Consider the following 18,283-nt stretch of genomic DNA (forward strand, 5'->3'; position numbering starts at 1 on the left):
CAGCCACTCGATAATGAACATTATTACCCTTTATATTGTTATTCCTTATAATGTACATCACTCACCGCACGCAAAAACTGAGCTGCTTGCTCTGCCGTTAAATCACGTTGTGTTTCAGCAAACATTTCATAGCCCACCATAAATTTTCGCACAGTAGCCGATCGCAATAATGGCGGATAGAAAAGTGCATGTAATTGCCAATGTTCAATATCGCTGCCTTGTTCAAAAAACGGCGCAAAATGCCAACCCATCGAATAGGGAAAAGAGCTATGAAATAAGTTGTCATAACAACTCGTCAGCTTTTTAAGCGCAACAGCCAAATCATCGCGCTGTTCATCCGTTAATTCATTCATACGACGAACATGAACTTTTGGTAACAACATAGTTTCATAGGGCCATGCTGCCCAATAAGGCACAACTGCCAACCAATGGGTTGTATCGACCACCACCCGTTCACCATCAGCTAATTCAGCCTGAACATAATCCATCAGTAAATTGGAACCATTTTCTTGATAATAGTTACGTAGCTGTTTATCTTTACGTTCAATTTCATTGGGTAAAAAACTATTCGCCCAAATTTGTCCATGCGGATGAGGCTGAGAACACCCCATTATCTCGCCCTTATTTTCAAATAATTGTACCCAGAGATACTCTTTACCCAATATCTCAAGTTGTTCATTCCAGGTATCAATCAATTGACGAATTTGTTCAACTGACAATTCTGGCAATGTCTTACTGTGATCAGGAGAAAAACAGATCACACGGCTTAATCCTCGTACTCCTTGTATTTTAAATAACGGGTGAGACGATTGGGGAACATCAGGTGAATCGGGCATTAAAGCTAAAAAATCATTATTAAAAACAAAGGTTCCTTGATAAGCAGGATTTTTATCACCGGAAATGCGTGTATTTGATGGGCAAAGAAAACATTGCTCATCATAGTTAGGAATATTATCTATCAATGACTGCTCATCCTGTCCACGCCACGGCCGCTTCACCCGATGAGGAGAAACCAAAACCCATTGCCCGGTTAGCGGGTTATAACGACGATGGGGATGTTCAACAGGATTGAATGTAATCTTATTAGGCATAGCAGTCTCTACTTTTTGTATTCTTCAACACCGATTATGAAAATCTTTATTAATACTTAAGCTGGACACAGTTTAACAACGGGTATTAACACTAATCTGAGATATCAATCACGTAAATGTAAACGATTACACAAAAAGTTTAAATATAAACCTAAAAGAGAGATAAAGTACTCATATTTGATATATTCTGCAAACATGAGTTAAAAGTCACAGTAAATTTACTTAATCTATTAATTAAAACGAATCATTAAGAATTAAGATAAGTTACAAACACGATATTTAATAACAATTTTGTGATTCTGATTACATCCCCACCAAATGGTAACGTTTACAATTCAGTATCAAATAGACTAACCAGGAAAAGAAACATGTCCACTATAGAACACGGTTTAAGCTTGGTAGATATATTGGTATTTATGCTCTATGTCGCCGTTATCGTCAGTGTGGGGCTCTGGGTATCAAGAGATAAAAAAGGATCAGATAAAAGCACTGAAGATTATTTCCTGGCGGGTAAATCTTTACCTTGGTGGACAATAGGCGCTTCACTGATCGCAGCAAATATTTCTGCCGAGCAATTTATTGGCATGTCCGGCTCCGGTTATTCCATTGGTTTAGCAATAGCTTCTTATGAATGGATGGCGGCAATTACATTAATTATCGTAGGTAAATATTTCTTACCCATTTTTATTGAGAAAGGCATTTATACTATTCCCGAATTTGTGGAACAACGGTTTAATAAAAACTTAAAAGCCATTCTGGCAGTGTTCTGGATCTCACTCTATATTTTCGTCAATCTGACCTCTGTACTTTATTTAGGTGGCTTAGCACTTGAAACCATTCTGAATATTCCATTGATCTATTCGATTATTGGGCTTGCCATTTTTGCCTTGGTTTATTCTATTTACGGCGGCCTTTCAGCTATCGTTTGGACCGATGTTATTCAAGTCTTTTTCCTGATATTAGGCGGATTGCTCACAACATTTATCGCTATCAGCTATATTGGCGGTAGTGACGGCATGATGGCCGGATTTGCAAAAATGGCTGATGCAGCGCCAGAACACTTTAAAATGATTCTGGATAAAAGTAATCCTCAATTCATAAACTTGCCGGGTATTGCTGTACTGATTGGCGGTTTATGGGTTGCCAACCTTTATTATTGGGGCTTTAACCAATACATTATTCAGCGTACTCTTGCTGCCAAGTCAGTGCAGGAAGCGCAGAAAGGAATTGTTTTCGCCGCCTTTCTGAAACTCATTCTGCCTTTCCTAGTTGTTGTGCCGGGCATTGCCGCTTACGTGATCACAACATCCCCTGAATTAATGGCAGGTTTAGGCGACCTTGCACTAAACAACATGCCTGATGCAACGCACGCAGATAAAGCTTATCCGTGGTTAACCCAATTTCTACCTGTCGGTTTTAAAGGTATTGTATTTGCCGCATTAGCAGCCGCTATCGTTTCATCATTAGCATCAATGTTAAATTCGACTGCTACCATTTTTACTATGGACATTTATCGGGAATATATTGCACCTGATTCAAGCGACCACAAACTGGTTAATGTTGGCCGTATTTCTGCCGTTATTGCCCTGATTATCGCCTGTTTTGTTGCGCCAATGCTTGGCGGCATTAACCAAGCATTCCAATATATTCAGGAATATACCGGCCTTGTCAGCCCCGGTATTTTAGCCGTATTTTTACTTGGTCTGTTCTGGAAAAAAACAACCAGCAAAGGCGCGATAATTGGTGTGGTTTTATCGATACCTTTTGCCTTATTCCTGAAATTTATGCCATTTTCGATGCCATTTATGGACCAAATGCTCTACACATTACTCTTTACGCTGGTGGTTATTGCATTCACGAGTTTAAGTACATCGGCTAATGACGATGATCCTAAAGGCATTGTATTAGTTTCATCTATGTTTGCTACGGGCCGCAGTTTTAATATTGCATCTTATGCCATTATGATCATTCTGGCTGTATTGTACGTTGTTTTCTGGTAGTCAGTTTCTTTGACCGCCTCGACTAATGGAGGCGGTCATAATAAGGCCGACGTTTCTTACCAAATGATGAAAATAAACAGCGCACATAAAGAGCAAAGCGCAGCAACTTATTTTAATTTCAATTTAGATACCATTTATTTATAACTCCTTGGTTTACGCGCGATAACTGCCCAGACACGATGAGGTATAAGTAAAGGATCTTGAGGAAAGTTGTTTGCGAGTAATTCCTGATGTTCTTCATCAAATTTATGAACACTTTTTTTATTTAAACTGGCAGAAACACCTGCGCTAGCTCTGATACGCCCACACCAATGTTCATGGGTATATGGAATATCTAAATCAAAACTAAAAGTCTCCATACCAACGAAGCCACTTTTGACTAAATCTTCCAACCAACGGGGATAGATTCCTGATCCACCAGACATATTCCATTTGGGATTATGCTTTAATATCAAGTTTTCTGTAGCTTCTACAACATTACCCGGCAAAGGCAGCCAATCGAAATGACAAATTACCATAATGCCGCCATTGCGAAGGACTCGAAAACATTCACTACCTGCTTGCTCTGGATTAAACCAATGCCAACATTGACCCGCGATGATAACATCTTGTGTCTCATCTTGTAGCGGGATGTTCTCGGCTTTTCCTAACTTATAATCGACAAAAACCTTTGCCTTAATATCTAAAGCCCTAGCCTGTTTCAATAATGGCTCAGCGATGTCCATTCCTATTACTTCAGCACCTACTTGGGCTAATTGCCTGGCTAAAGTCCCTGTTCCTGTTCCAAGGTCCAAAATTCTTTGCCCAACTATTCCAACTCCATAAGGTTTAAGGCGAACCAATAGAGCAGGAGGAAATCCCTCGCGATGTATTACATAATCTAGTGCTGTTTTCCCGAAATCAATTTTGGTGCCCATTGAATTTCCCCACTCATTTTTTAATGTAATGTGCAATATTGCCCATTATTAGTGGGCACATTCAGGGAGCCATTAATTCGATAAGTTCATTCAACGGCGAGCACTCTTCGGCCTAAAAGCCGCGACTACCTTATCATCGGTTTCCACATATGGGCCATCCAGCAATTGAATACAATACGGCACGCTGGCAAAAATGCCGGATACCAGAACGTTGCCATTTTCGTCTTTCAAGCCTTCTAGCGTTTCCGCGATTGCTTTTGGCTGCCCTGGTAAATTCAAGATAAGAGACTGCTTGCGGATAACGCCAACCTGACGGGATAAAATTGCCGTTGGAACAAATTGCAAACTAATCTGACGCATCTGTTCGCCATAGCCCGGCATTTCTCGGTCTGCAACCGCTAATGTGGCATCAGGCGTCACATCTCGGCGTGCCGGACCCGTTCCACCAGTGGTCAAAACCAGATGACAACCGATTTCATCCACCAACTCACACAAGGTTTGTTCAATGATGATCTGCTCATCCGGGATCAGGCGAGTCTCTATCTGAAAAGGGGTGGTAATCGCACTTTTCAGCCACTCTGCCAATGCCGGAATCCCTTTGTCCTGATAAACACCGCTTGATGCACGATCAGAGACGGATACCAAGCCAATACGCAATTCATTCATACAAACCTCAATTAACACAATTAACTAAATAGCAAAAAGGCGGCCAATTATGCCGCCTTTAAAGCTAAAAGAATAGTTTATAGCCTATCATTACAACAGATCAGCGATCATCTTCTCAAGTTTGCCCTGATCAATAGCAAATTTACGGATACCATCCGCCAGTTTTTCTGTCGCCATTGCATCCTGATGATGTTCCCAGTAGAACTGAGCTTCATTCAATGGCTCTGGACGCGCTTTAATTTCACCGGAATAACCCAGTTTACGTTCAACTTCACCCTGAGCTTCAGACAACTCTTTCAACAGCGCAGGGGCAATAGTCAAACGGTCACAACCGGCCAATTCCAAAATCTCACCAGAATTACGGAAACTTGCTCCCATAACTACCGTGTTATAGCCATGCTGTTTATAGTATTGGTAGATTTCAGTCACAGAAATGACGCCGGGATCTTCGTGTGGAGCGAACTCTTTCTGATCACTGTTCGCTTTATGCCAGTCAAGAATACGGCCAACGAATGGCGAAATCAGATAAACCCCGGCTTCCGCACAAGCACGCGCCTGAGCAAAGGAGAACAGTAGTGTCAGGTTACAGTTAATACCTTCTTTTTCTAACTGTTCAGCCGCGCGGATACCCTGCCAGGTTGAAGCCAATTTAATCAGAATCCGATCATTGCTGATACCTGCCTCGTTATACAACTTAATCAGGCGCTTAGCTTTGGCAACACTGCGTTCGGTGTCATAAGACAAACGGGCATCAACTTCTGTCGAAATACGGCCAGGGATCAATTTGAGAATTTCCAAGCCAATATTTACCGCCAGTTTATCACTCGCATCCATAATCTGCTGCTCGTGGGAATCGCTCTGTTCACGCGCCCACGCAATTGCTTCATCAATTAATTTACGGTATTCAGGAATCTGTGCAGCGTTAAGGATCAGAGATGGGTTAGTTGTCGCATCTTGTGGCTGATAAAGTTTCATCGCCGCAATATCCCCGGTATCTGCCACGACTGTTGTCAGTTTACGCAGGGAGGTTAGTTTATCGGTCATTTTGTCATATCTCATCGTTATGCGTGAAATTGTGGCATGGTTTCTGAGCCATCCGTTGATGATAACACGGTAAAACCTTGCTGCAAGGCGGTAAAAACGATCACTCACTCGCAACCGTTTTCGATTCCGTATCTGTCACCAATCTTAGTAAATCTTAAGGCAAATCCTAATATCCTAATATCCTAATATCCTAATATCCTAATATCCTAATATCCTAATATCCTAATATCCTAATATCCTAATATCCTAATATAATAATATAATAATATAATAATATAATAATATAATAATATAATAATATAATAATATAATAATATAATAATATAATAATATAATAATACTTGCTGATCCTATTTCGGTCAGCCAATTCAACATAATTTAAATTGCAACCAACCTTTTTATACCACCTCGCTAATGTCCAATCTTGAACCAATAGTTTCCATATGTGAGACAACGATTATTTTCTTATTTTTATCAATTCTATTTATTAATTCCCTGCAATCAAACTCATCAAATATAATCACATCTGAATTTGAGTTGTTGAGATAATCTAAAAATCTATCGTTTGCTAAATAGGAATCAAAATTATGATCTATATATATGTATCCTTTTATTTCAGATAATTTCTTAAGAAGAAAGGTTTTACCACTACCATTATTTCCCACTAATTGTATAATTCTATCTTTTTCCAAGTTTTGTTCTAAAATTGATAAATTAGAAGATAAATTTATTCTTTTATAATAAGTATTGTAGTGTTCAGTTATTCTTTTAATAGATACAGTTTCTGACAAATATCCAAATATGGCGAAATAAAAAATGACTATTCTACTATCTAAGTTTATAGCAGCGGTAATGTTATCTGATTCAAAATTGGGATATAAAGAATAAAAGATCATTAAACTAGATATTATAAGGCCTAATATAGAAGCTAAAGAATTAATTAAATATCGCTGCGATGCTATGGTATATAAACTATGTATTCCAGATAGAATAGTATCTCGACAAAAAAGATTAGCCAGACGACATTGAGGTAACTTATTAAGATAAGAAAAGCGAATTGATAAATTATGCAACTCTTTATAGTGTTTATTTCTATTGTTCCTGTACACAGGATACAATAAATAAACGCTAGTGAGCAATACAAATATAGCTCCAAACATAATCATAAAATTGTCAGAATTAAGGAATAAAAGTACAGTTCCGACAAATATCGAACCAAACCAAAAAACATCCTTGGCATACATGGTAAATCTATTTATTATTACATTATATTCATGCTTAAATAAGTTGAAGCCTTCTATCCTAAAGTTGCTTTTAATAGAACTATATATGTCTTGTCTTGCTTTTTTTCTTATCTTAAGCTCTATTAAATATGATCCTACAATCAATGAAATCATACCTAATAGAGATATAGATATTATTTTATAGGTCTCACTACCATATTCATTATATGTAATTGCTCCCAACTCGAATAATGAAAAACTAGCAATGAACAAGAGTATAATCCCAATTGCAGAGTTATAACTAAAAACATATAGGAACTGATAAATTCTTGATTTATTAATTTTATAATCTTCTTCTAATATAACACCATTATTTGACATCGATTTCAGGGGTTTATTTTTTATATCCAACTCAATATTCTTAAGTTCATGAGGAAATGACAATATAATATTAATTTGATACTCTGCCTTTAGTTTTGAAATGATACTGTCTAAATCAAGCAATAAGTTAGAGTCCCACCCAGTCCTATTTACATCAAAATAAATATGGCCTTTATACTTATCAAGTATAGCCATATATACATTCCTTACAGCAAAAACAAGATTCAATTGTCCTCTTGACAGATCGCTAATACTTGAACTCATATCAATATATTTATTAATCTGAAAAATTTCATAACTTAATTTATTTAAAACTCTTCTATTGATTAGTTCTTTTGATAAATATATATTCTCAAGAATGGTTTTCTCAATAAAACCCTGCGTACCATCTAAATCATAATATTCCTCTGGCTTGCATCGATAATTTTTATATCTACTAATAATTGACAATTTTGCTAAATAACCATCATAAAATGGTGTTAATAATCTAACTAAACCAAGATATTCACCAACCAAAATTAGAGAATATAAAAGAATTAGCAACTTATCACTATTATATATTTCTTTGCCAATTAGAATGAGAAAAAGAACAGGAATCACTTTTAAAAATGCATTTGATGAAATATCTACAGCTCTCCACAGTGAATCAATACGCTTTACTTTTTCTTCAATATTAATAATTCTATTCAAGTTTGAAAATTTCCCTCCTTGATACCCAGTTAACAATATAGCAGTCAGAGACTCAGAATTATCTCCAATAAATTGGTATCTCCGTTTCCTTATCTTTGCTAATTTCTTAGAGAGATATGTTCGCTTTTTAAATAGAAAAAAGGATAATAGTATTAATATGGGACACAAAGATAATAAGCCAACTGTTCCGCCCTCAACATTGATGACCATTAGAATGGAGAGATAAATGAAACAGATTACTTTAGATATCATCAAAACCACACTAGTATCATACGTGGAGTAATTTACAATATCATGCTCATTCTGCTGAGCATCTTTTTTACTGGTGAAACAGCTATCAAATATTGAGAGAATATAAGCCTGTTTTTTAGTGATGAGAAATAGACTTAGATTATTAATCACACTCAAGATAGGTCTTAATATTACAATTAAGAAGATAATCAAGCCAACACTATCCGCCTCTAAACCCTCAGTCAAAGGCAGTGTTATTATATAAATTAATATGAAAAATGAAAAGAAAGAAGATAATAAATTAATTATTACCTCAATAGGAAATAGAATTAATGTACTATATTGCTTTGTTAAATTGTCCTTAATTGCAGAAATGTTCATTTGCCACCTTATTTTTTAATAGCTAAATTAGGTCTTATTTTTCCCCTGCATTATTTACAAAAATGATGTCAGGTCTTGAAGATTCATTCTTAAATCCTTTATCTTGCGTTACTTGTTTAAGTAAATGCACTAATTTAGACTTTTCTTTATTATTCATCTATTCCTCCTTTAATTGACGATGTCTATTAGCTTGCTGGAATAAGAGCGAATATTTAAATCATTTCAATATTGTTGGTCAATGATGACCTCTCAGATATGGGGTAAATGTCGCATAAATTACTTTAATGTTAGTTTATTCTCAACGTCAGCACTTATTTTATTTGCAACAAAAACTGAGCTCAAAGAACACATTGCAAAAAAGATAAATAAAACACTACTTCCTAGCAAAGGGATTAACCATATTATTATAATACCAAAGGCTGACTGGTAACTTCTTGAAATTGCATCCGAAGACGATATTATTCTCGCAAAATATTTTTCTGGCGTCAGCTCTTGCCCTGATGTATAGAGAGAGACTCTTGAAAAAGAAAGTCCGATAAAAATAAGCATGGTTCCCAGTGTATAGTATAACAGGACAATTTTTGATAAAGGCATAGCCCAAAGAATACTCCCAATCGCAATCAATAGAGAACCAAGGAAGAAAGATTTTTTTATTCTACTTATAGTAAAATAGCGACCAGATAAATAAGACCCAAATAACATTGAAACAGAAGCTAAAAAGGAAAAATAAGCAATCAGATCAGAAAAAGAAAACGAATATGACCCACTAAATAAAGAGGAAATTGTTATATAGTTAGAAGTCACTATATAGGTCGAAATCACTTGGTATGACACCATTGCAGTTAAAATACTTATCCTGAATAATAATATATTTCTCTGAGTATTATTCTTGATAATATATTCTAATCCACCATATTTCATAGAAATATCTTTTTCCTTTATTTTAGTTCCCCAATCGCTGATAAATAATAGAAATATAATTGATAAAATAAAACACATTGATTCAATAAGAAATAAGAAGCGTATTGAAATCATATTTATCAAAAAACCAGCTATCAATGGAGAAGATATAGAGAGCAATCCATAATAGAATTGTTGCTTTGATATAAAAGCAACTCTTTCTTCTGAGCTGATAAATACCTGGTATGCTACTGACCTTATCGATATATTCAAACCTGAAAAAAATGATAGAAGAAAAGATATGAAAAACAATAAATATATATTATTGACAAATACAGCAAGAAATATTGTTACTGCCCGGAAGAAATCCGAAGAAATACAAATAGCCCGCATATTAAACCGAGCAGTTAGCCAACCAATAACCACAAAAACTAATATACTCGCTGTTAACCTTACAGATACCATTAAAGACGTATCTATCTCCGACTTGGTAATTGAATATACAAGTGAAAGAAGCGCTATTTCACTTATTCCTGTACCAAAGATAGATATTATATCAGAGGATAATAGCCTGTTTTTATTTTCCATATCCTATCCCGCTTATATTTTATTTATCCAATCGATTTCAACAATGGTATTTCTCCAATTTCAATTAAATAAGAACAATGATTACAAACGTGCCTAAATTTCCTATTATCAAAATCATCACCGTAAGCATATGTATATGTAATTCCACAATTATCACATACATCATATTTAGGATTTTCTATATTATAATTTTTATATAACCTCTCAAGTGACTCAAAAAAATTGAATCCCAACCCTGGCCAAACACCCGATAATAAATCAGCTATAAAGTAATTTATATCCCTATTATGATCTCCTCTATCATAGTCTGTAGGCGATCCCTGTTTCGAATGGTGTTCAGGAGCCACAATCTTAAGATATAATGTCAATTCTTTTTTAGTTATTGTCCATAATGGTGATACATGCGTAAACTCCCCCCATGTTTTCAATGGAGCCGACTCACCTAATAATATTCCCAAAGTATATGTTCTAAATATACTGGTAAATAAATCTTCAAAATGGTAGCCAAACGATAAATTGAAAACTCCCTTTTCTCTTGCAAATCTTTCAACACAAGCTCTCATAATAGTATGCCACAAAGCAATTGAACGCCCACGTCCATTTGTTACAAGCACTTTTTCAATAACGTTTTCAAAACCATTTATAAAATGCATCGTTTCATTAACATAAGAAAGCGGTAATATCGTATAGTCTCTTACACCCAAATTTGCAATAGCCTCAGCAGCCACTTTAACATCTGCACCTGACGCTGCCGTATCAGCAACAGTAACTCCAATTAACTCATGCTTTGGCAATTTATCCACATTTCTTCTTAAAAGATATAATAATGCCAGACTATCTCTGCCTCCAGATAAGGCAAGTATAATTTTATCGTTTTCCTTAATCAAAGCCTTAGCAAGAATCCCCTGAACAAACATGTCATCAATGTATTTTACGAAATTATCCCCATTAAATTGTGTTTGCTTTAGATCGCAAATTCCATTCTCTTTAAACCAAAGTATTCTCTTAGTGTAAATTGAATCTGTATTTTCCTGAGTCACCTCGACTCCATCATCTTCCCATAAACGTAAAGTCCTGCAATATTCAGGGAGCTGATATGCCCTTACCATATCCAAAACGATTTTATCATCTTCTTTTACTATATAACTTTGATCATCTGTTATTTTATCATTCACATAGCAAAGTATAGAATCTTGGGGTATGTAATTCTCCTTCAAGAATTTTCTCAACGGGATCCCGGACTTTGTAGAAAGCACGTGAATTTTATCTAATCTATCTTTAAGCAACACGGTGTGTTTTTTCATAGCAACCTCGCAAAAAAGAGCCCGCTGCTAGAATACAGCAGGCTTTCATTTTAAATGTGAGCGATACTCTCACTGACACTCATGAGCAGGTCAGCATCACGTTTAATACGCCCAATAATCATTTGATTAATTTCTTCGAAACCAATATCGTCTTGATAAACACTAAATAACTTTATAGGTTCAGCTTTGCGAGTAAATATGGGCTGAAATAGTTTTTGAGCTGTTGATTGCATACCTATTCCTCTAGTTTTATAACAAACAAATTTGCAAGAAGTGCTCTTACTTTTAGAATAATTACTATATTACAATTCAAAAAAAATCGATCAAACGCACAAAAGCTTACATTTAAATAATCCATAAAAACTTAATTTAAATTTATATATAAATTTAAATTAAAATATACCTTTATAAATCATTTAAATATTTTTGATATTAAAATCAATATCGATCAATGAAATGGAATACAAAATTATCAGCTTGTCACCCGACAGATATCACACATAGTTTCCACTATCGTCATTATTAATTCTTTATTATCCTATCTTTTGTTAAAGTAACCTCATCTGAACAACCGGGACAATATTATGCTTATTACTATTTCACCTGCAAAAACCCTTGATTATGAAAGCCCGCTTGCCACGGAAAAATACAGTCAGCCAGTATTACTCAGCCAATCAGAGCAGTTAATCTGTATTTGTCGCGAACTGACGCCTACTCAAATTGCGAGTCTGATGGGTATCAGCGATAAACTTGCTGGCCTGAATGCAGCCCGTTTTGGCGAATGGCATGCTGATTTCACACCAGAAAATGCCCGTCAGGCTATCCTGGCATTTAAAGGTGATGTTTATACCGGTATGCAGGCTGAATCTTTCTCCGATAAGGATTTTGATTTTGCTCAGGATCATTTGAGAATCTTATCTGGCCTTTACGGTGTGCTTCGTCCGTTAGATTTGATGCAACCTTACCGGTTGGAAATGGGAATCAAACTGGAAAATAAACGCGGTAAAGATCTCTACGCTTTCTGGGGAGATCTGATCACAGAAAAACTCAATGAGGCTCTGGAACAACAAGGTGATAATGTGTTGGTTAATCTGGCTTCTGATGAATATTTTAAATCCGTGAATACGAAAAAGTTAGCCGGTAAAATCATTAAACCTGTATTCCTCGATGAGAAAAACGGTAAGTATAAAATCATTAGTTTTTATGCGAAAAAAGCTCGTGGGCTAATGAGCCGGTTTATTATTCAGAATCAATTAACGCAAGCTGACCGTCTGGTGGAGTTTAATCTGGATGGTTACGCTTTCGATGAATCGTTATCCAAAGGAAATGAACTGGTATTTAAACGCCCAGAACAACATTAAGACCTTATTATCAATAATATACGCCGCATGATCTGTGCGGCGCCTATTTTCATGATAATTTAGGTGCTCTTTCCATCAAGAAAGATCGCAACTTAGCAAAATCTGCCGGTAAGTAATGGGATAGCAACTCCAAATCAGCCCGTTCAGCCAACGCTTCGGGCAATGGCAATTCCTCATCCAGAATCTGTTCCACACTCTCTTTAAATTTCGCTGGATGAGCCGTACCAAGAAATAACCCGTATTCACCTTCTTGCAATTGATCACGCAGAACACGATAAGCAACCGCTGCATGAGGTTCAGAGATATAACCCAATTTAGCCAATTCCTTAATTGTCTCTTTAGTCACGTCATCACTGACTACACCATATCCCAATTCACTCAACGGCCAAGATTTACGACAAAACAGTTCTTCAATCCGCGGCCAATTGTTTGGCTGACTCACATCCATTGCGTTGGAAAGCGTGGCAACTGTTTGATGAGGCCGCCATTTTCCACCCACCAGATAACGTGGAACCGTGTCGTTAACATTAGTGGCAGCGATAAAGCGTTTTACCGGCAATCCCATCGATTTTGCCAATAAACCCGCGGTCAAATCACCAAAATTCCCACTCGGTACAGAGATAACCAGTTGTTCACGCTTGTCTTCTGGTAGCTGAGCAACCGCTTCAAAGTAGTAGCAAATTTGCGCCAACAAGCGGCTGATGTTAATTGAATTGGCTGAATTGAGATACAGAGCTTGTTTCAATTCCTGATCATCAAACGCCTGTTTAACCAACGCCTGACAATCATCGAAATCGCCATCAATCGCCACAGTGTGAATATTACCGCCCAATGTACAGAATAGTTTCTCCTGTAACGGGCTGATCTTGCCTCGCGGATAGAGGATCACCACCTGTACATTATTCAGCCCATAAAAGGCGTGCGCTACCGCCGCCCCCGTATCGCCGGAAGTCGCAGTCAAGATAGTTACTGGCTGCTCACCAGCAACTTGTGCCAACATTTGCGCCATAAAACGGCCGCCAAAATCCTTAAATGCCAGAGTCGGGCCGTGGAATAATTCCAGCGTTGCAACATCATTTTCCACTTTGGCAACAGGCGCCGGAAAATCAAAAGCATGCTTAACTCGTGTCGCCAGTTGTTCTGGCGGAATTTCATCGCCAATAAACGCTGAGAGAATGCGACCGCTGCGGGTAACAAAATCCAGTTTCAGCAGTTGGTCAATTTCTTCACGGCTAAATTCCGGCAAATCCTGCGGGAAGAAAAGCCCTTGCTGTTTACCTAATCCCTGTTTGACTGCCTGTGCAAAACTCACCTGCTCGCTGTTGTCTTTTAAGTTATACAGTTTCATCAGTTACCCTATCTGTCGTGCGCCTGCGAGATCCAGACGGCAAATGTGTACAAAACCTTCATCATTCTGAACATAATGCTGTTGCAGCCACTCAGCCATTTCCTCTGCGGTCGCCATATCATCACAAATGGAGAACAAGGTCGGACCAGAACCAGAAATACCACACGCCAATGCGCCTACCCGTTTTGCTGTTTCTCGCGCCTTGGCAAAACCCGGTAGCAGTTGGGTACGATATGGTTCAGCAACCACATCTTTCATTAATCTGGCTGCCAATGCTGGTTGCCGTGTATGACAGGCATGAATAAAACCAGCAAGGAAACGTCCATGATCGATAACATCCTGCTTCGGATATTTCTTAGGTAAAATTGCTCTGGCTTCTGCGGTAGAAACTTTACTGCCCGGATAGGCCATTACCCATAACCACTCATCAAATGAAGGTACTGGCTGACAGATAATATCCCCTTGTTCCATAATCAGTTGCAAACCGCCGAGATAACATGGAGCAACATTATCATAGTGAATACTGCCGGAAATGCGTCCTTCCAGTTGCCCCATCATTGCCAGTAATTGGCTCTCACTAAACGGGAGACCTACAAACTCGTTCAGTGCCATCAAGCCAGCAACAACAGAACAAGCGCTGGAGCCAAGGCCTGAACCAATTGGCATATTTTTTTCCAGCGTCATTGCCACAGGTAATTGTTTGCCCAAATGCTGACAGAATAATTGCCAGCATTGATAAACGATGTTGTACTCCAGTTTCTCAGGCAACTTCCCCACAAACGGCCCTTCATTATGCAAACTGAAACTCTCCGCTGCCCGGACAGTAACGCAATCACCTAATAAAGTACCATCAACCGGAGAGACCGCAGCTCCCAGTACATCAAACCCAACACTGACATTGCCAATAGATGCAGGCGCATAGACTTTAATCACAATTAAACTCCCTGTTTCCAGGACAAGGTACGCAGCATATCTGCGAACACACCTGCGGCAGTCACATCATTACCCGCCCCGTATCCCCGCAGTACCAGCGGAATTGGCTGATAGTAACGCGTGTAGAATGCCAACGCATTTTCGCCATTTTTGACTTTATAAAGCGGATCATTGCCATCTACTGCGGCAATTTTCACCTTACAACGGCCATCTTCAATGATGCCAACATAGCGCAGCACTTTTCCCTGCCCTTTAGCTTCTGCCACACGCTGGCTGAAAACCTGATCAAGAGAAGGTAAACGCTCAAGGAAACTATCCACGCCGCCACTGTTATCAAAGGAAGCTGGTAGTACAGGTTCCACATCAATATCATCCAGTTCCAGTTCATAACCCGACTCACGAGCCAGAATCAGCAGCTTACGAGCAACATCCATACCGGACAGATCATCACGCGGATCAGGTTCGGTATAACCCTTCTCTTTTGCCAGCAACGTCGCCTGAGATAGTGACATTCCTTCATCCAACATACCGAAAATAAAAGAGAGAGAACCAGAAAGAATACCATTGAACTGAACCAGTTCATCACCCGCATTAAGCAGGTTTTGTAAGTTTTCAATAACAGGCAGGCCAGCCCCGACGTTAGTGTCATACAGAAATTTGCGTTTAGATTTCTCTGCCGCCTTACGAATCTGATGATAATAAGCCATTGACGACGTATTGGCTTTTTTATTCGGCGTGACCACATTGAAGCCATCACTCAGGAAACTGGCGTATTGATCAGCAATTTGCTGATTAGAGGTACAATCCACTATCACCGGGTTTAGCAAATGGTACTCTTTCTCCAAACGGATCAGACGGCTTAAGCTAAAAGGTTCTTTCGCCTCTGATAAGCATTGCTGCCAATTATCAAGGCAAATGCCTCTCATGTCCGTCAACATAGCCCGTGAATTAGCAATACCACATACCCGTAAATCAATGTGCTTTTGCTTCAACCAAGTTTGTTGACGACGGATCTGCTCAATCAAAACACTGCCTACGCCACCAACACCGACAACAAAAACTTCGATCACCTGATCAGTATTAAATAACATCTGATGGCACAGACGAACCGCTGTGGTTGCCATTTCATTATCGATAACCGCAGAGATAGAACGTTCAGAAGATCCCTGTGCGATGGCAACGATATTGATATTACCGCGCGCCAATGCAGAGAAGAAACGGGCAGAGATACCACGCAAAGTACGCATACCATCGCCAACAACAGAGATAATGGAAAGATTTTCCATCACGTCCAAAGGATCAAGCACCCCCTCTTTCAGTTCAAGATAGAATTCTTCACTCAGCGCCTGACGCGCACGTTCCAATTCACGTTGAGGGACACAGAAACTGATACTGTATTCTGAAGATGACTGAGTAATCAGCACAACAGAGATCCCTTTGCGAGACATGACAGCAAATACCCTTGCCGCCATCCCCACCATCCCCTTCATTCCAGGGCCTGATACGTTAATCATTGCCATACTGCTCAGGTTGGTAATCCCTTTCACCGGCGTACTTTCATCTTTCTGCCCGTCACCGATAAGCGTTCCCGGCGCATCTGGATTGGCGGTATTTTTAATCAAACAAGGGATCTGAAATTGAGCAATCGGGGCAATGGTCCGTGGATGCAATACTTTGGCGCCGAAATAAGAGAGTTCCATCGCTTCCTGATAGGACATGCCTTTTAGTAACCGCGCATCCGGCACAACTCTGGGATCACAGGTATAAACGCCATCCACATCGGTCCAGATTTCACAACAGGTCGCCCGCAAACAAGCCGCCAAAACCGCAGCAGAATAGTCAGAACCATTACGCCCCAGAACAACTAGCTCCCCTTTATCATTTCCGGCCGTAAATCCAGCCATCAGGACAATATGATCATCAGGAATATTCAGAGAAGAAATACGCTTCGTAGACTCGCTGATATCTACCGTAGATTCAAGGTAATGACCTTGCGCCAACAAATTTTCTACCGGATCAATCACCGTGACCTTGTGACCACGCGCCTGCAATACAGACTCCATGATTGCGATAGAGAGTTTTTCCCCACGACAAATCAGGGAAGCGTTAATGCTGTCCGGGCATTGTCCCAGTAACGAAATACCATGCAGAACCTGTTTCAATTGCGCCAATTCTTGCTCAACCATCATTTTTAACTGTTCATAAGCAAAACCGGGTTGCGCCTGTGCCAATCCCTGTAATAAATCAGCAAAGATTTGCTCAGCATCATGCATATGGGTAATGATCTCTTGCCCGGCTACCGTTTTTTCAATCATCTCCACTAAATGATTGGTAATTTTTGCCGGCGCGGAAAGCACCAACGCAACTCCGCCTTGGGAAAGTTTTTTTTCTGCAATATCGGCAACGCTCAGCACACGCTGGTAATTCGCGACCGAAGTTCCTCCAAATTTAAGCACTCGCATTAACATTTTTCTCCTGATTCCGCGCCAAAAAAAAGCCCGCATCTGATTTGGATGCGGGCTTTTTTCTCTGTTTTATTTATGCGTCAGCCCGCCCCGCAACCTGTGGTTCCGGTGGTGGTAATAATTGTGGTTTTCAGGCTGATAGTTCGCATAGGTTCCTGTCTGTCATTTAATGGGTTCGACCCTATATTGGTTAAATGATTTTGTGCACAAAGTCAAACATTTTCGCTAAATAATCTTATGTTTTTGATATTTTTAGCATTGGAATAATCCATCTTATGGTCGTCAATGCAAACAAATATTTCTTACTTAACACAATCTTTTAGTTGTTAAATCCATTTTTAACAAAATTAACAATATATTTTATCTTTTAGCAAAAATCAGTTATTTTTGTTCACTATTAAGCTTATGGCAGGTTGCTTTTCATACAAAAACACACGGGTATATTAATAGAAATTTGTCATTTGCATGACAGAATACAAGGTATAAAATAACCAATATAAATAATATTAACGTGCTACAATCAATTTTGATGTACGTCAATAAAAGGTAGTTTTTTTAGATGGTAAATGCATTGCAAGCTGTTATATTGCTGTTAATGAACTAACATAACACTGTTTAACCAGTTTTTTGGGTATATACCCACCAAAGGAAAAGCAACTTTTACTTTCAGTGTAAAACATATCAATAAATGTTATTACTGATTTAAGCTATAATTTCAGTGATGACAAATAATAACCAGTAAATATCCTGAGATAAGAGT

Annotated in this window: 15 protein-coding genes and 1 other annotated feature; of the genes, 2 read left to right on the forward strand and 13 right to left on the reverse strand. The window is 38.4% G+C overall.

Annotation, left to right across the window (positions count from 1 at the left end):
* Positions 1-38: 38 nt before the first annotated feature.
* Positions 39-1,091, reverse strand: a complete 1,053-nt coding sequence (locus tag OO184_RS15905; RefSeq protein ID WP_265380017.1) for a UDP-glucose--hexose-1-phosphate uridylyltransferase — start codon at positions 1,089-1,091, stop codon at positions 39-41.
* A gap of 368 nt (positions 1,092-1,459) precedes the next feature.
* On the opposite strand from OO184_RS15905, the gene OO184_RS15910 reads away from it, so the two are divergent.
* On the forward strand, positions 1,460-3,091 hold the full coding sequence (locus OO184_RS15910; protein ID WP_265380018.1) for a sodium/sugar symporter: 1,632 nt from the start codon (positions 1,460-1,462) through the stop codon (positions 3,089-3,091).
* 134 nt (positions 3,092-3,225) lie between these two features.
* Here OO184_RS15910 and OO184_RS15915 read toward each other — a convergent pair whose 3' ends face one another.
* From OO184_RS15915 to OO184_RS15950, 8 genes are all read right to left on the reverse strand, one after another.
* A complete protein-coding gene (locus OO184_RS15915; protein WP_265380019.1) occupies positions 3,226-4,008 on the reverse strand; it encodes a class I SAM-dependent methyltransferase in 783 nt (260 codons plus the stop codon).
* A gap of 90 nt (positions 4,009-4,098) precedes the next feature.
* Positions 4,099-4,674 carry a molybdopterin adenylyltransferase gene (gene mog / locus OO184_RS15920; RefSeq protein ID WP_265380020.1) on the reverse strand — a complete coding sequence of 192 codons (576 nt, stop codon included), beginning with the start codon at positions 4,672-4,674 and terminating at the stop codon, positions 4,099-4,101.
* A 90-nt stretch (positions 4,675-4,764) separates the two neighbouring features.
* Positions 4,765-5,718 carry a transaldolase gene (tal, locus tag OO184_RS15925; protein WP_265380021.1) on the reverse strand — a complete coding sequence of 318 codons (954 nt, stop codon included), beginning with the start codon at positions 5,716-5,718 and terminating at the stop codon, positions 4,765-4,767.
* 398 nt (positions 5,719-6,116) lie between these two features.
* On the reverse strand, positions 6,117-8,624 hold the full coding sequence (locus OO184_RS15930; RefSeq protein WP_265380022.1) for a hypothetical protein: 2,508 nt from the start codon (positions 8,622-8,624) through the stop codon (positions 6,117-6,119).
* Positions 8,625-8,658: 34 nt separating this feature from the next.
* On the reverse strand, positions 8,659-8,781 hold the full coding sequence (locus OO184_RS15935; RefSeq protein WP_265380023.1) for a hypothetical protein: 123 nt from the start codon (positions 8,779-8,781) through the stop codon (positions 8,659-8,661).
* 119 nt (positions 8,782-8,900) lie between these two features.
* A complete protein-coding gene (locus tag OO184_RS15940; protein ID WP_265380024.1) occupies positions 8,901-10,112 on the reverse strand; it encodes an MFS transporter in 1,212 nt (403 codons plus the stop codon).
* Between the two features lie 23 nt (positions 10,113-10,135).
* Positions 10,136-11,416, reverse strand: a complete 1,281-nt coding sequence (locus tag OO184_RS15945; RefSeq protein ID WP_265380025.1) for a tRNA lysidine(34) synthetase — start codon at positions 11,414-11,416, stop codon at positions 10,136-10,138.
* 50 nt (positions 11,417-11,466) lie between these two features.
* Positions 11,467-11,649, reverse strand: a complete 183-nt coding sequence (locus OO184_RS15950) for a hypothetical protein (protein ID WP_265380026.1) — start codon at positions 11,647-11,649, stop codon at positions 11,467-11,469.
* 351 nt (positions 11,650-12,000) lie between these two features.
* On the opposite strand from OO184_RS15950, the gene yaaA reads away from it, so the two are divergent.
* A complete protein-coding gene (yaaA, locus tag OO184_RS15955; protein ID WP_265380027.1) occupies positions 12,001-12,777 on the forward strand; it encodes a peroxide stress protein YaaA in 777 nt (258 codons plus the stop codon).
* Positions 12,778-12,826: 49 nt separating this feature from the next.
* Here the strand turns inward: yaaA and thrC are convergent, their stop codons facing one another.
* The 4 genes from thrC to thrL form a co-directional block, all read right to left on the reverse strand.
* Positions 12,827-14,125 (reverse strand): threonine synthase, encoded by a 1,299-nt coding sequence (gene thrC / locus OO184_RS15960; RefSeq protein WP_265380028.1) that lies wholly within the window; start codon positions 14,123-14,125, stop codon positions 12,827-12,829.
* A 3-nt stretch (positions 14,126-14,128) separates the two neighbouring features.
* Positions 14,129-15,058 carry a homoserine kinase gene (gene thrB / locus OO184_RS15965; protein ID WP_265380029.1) on the reverse strand — a complete coding sequence of 310 codons (930 nt, stop codon included), beginning with the start codon at positions 15,056-15,058 and terminating at the stop codon, positions 14,129-14,131.
* 2 nt (positions 15,059-15,060) lie between these two features.
* A complete protein-coding gene (thrA, locus tag OO184_RS15970) occupies positions 15,061-17,520 on the reverse strand; it encodes a bifunctional aspartate kinase/homoserine dehydrogenase I (RefSeq protein WP_265380030.1) in 2,460 nt (819 codons plus the stop codon).
* Positions 17,521-17,545: 25 nt separating this feature from the next.
* Positions 17,546-17,665, reverse strand: a sequence feature (Thr leader region).
* Positions 17,604-17,672: a thr operon leader peptide gene (gene thrL / locus OO184_RS15975; protein ID WP_112896452.1), complete on the reverse strand. Its 69-nt coding sequence runs from the start codon at positions 17,670-17,672 to the stop codon at positions 17,604-17,606. (Overlaps the previous feature by 62 nt.)
* Positions 17,673-18,283 lie beyond the last annotated feature (611 nt).

The sequence above is a fragment of the Photorhabdus aballayi genome (assembly GCF_026153155.1).
In the GTDB taxonomy this organism is placed as follows: domain Bacteria; phylum Pseudomonadota; class Gammaproteobacteria; order Enterobacterales; family Enterobacteriaceae; genus Photorhabdus; species Photorhabdus luminescens.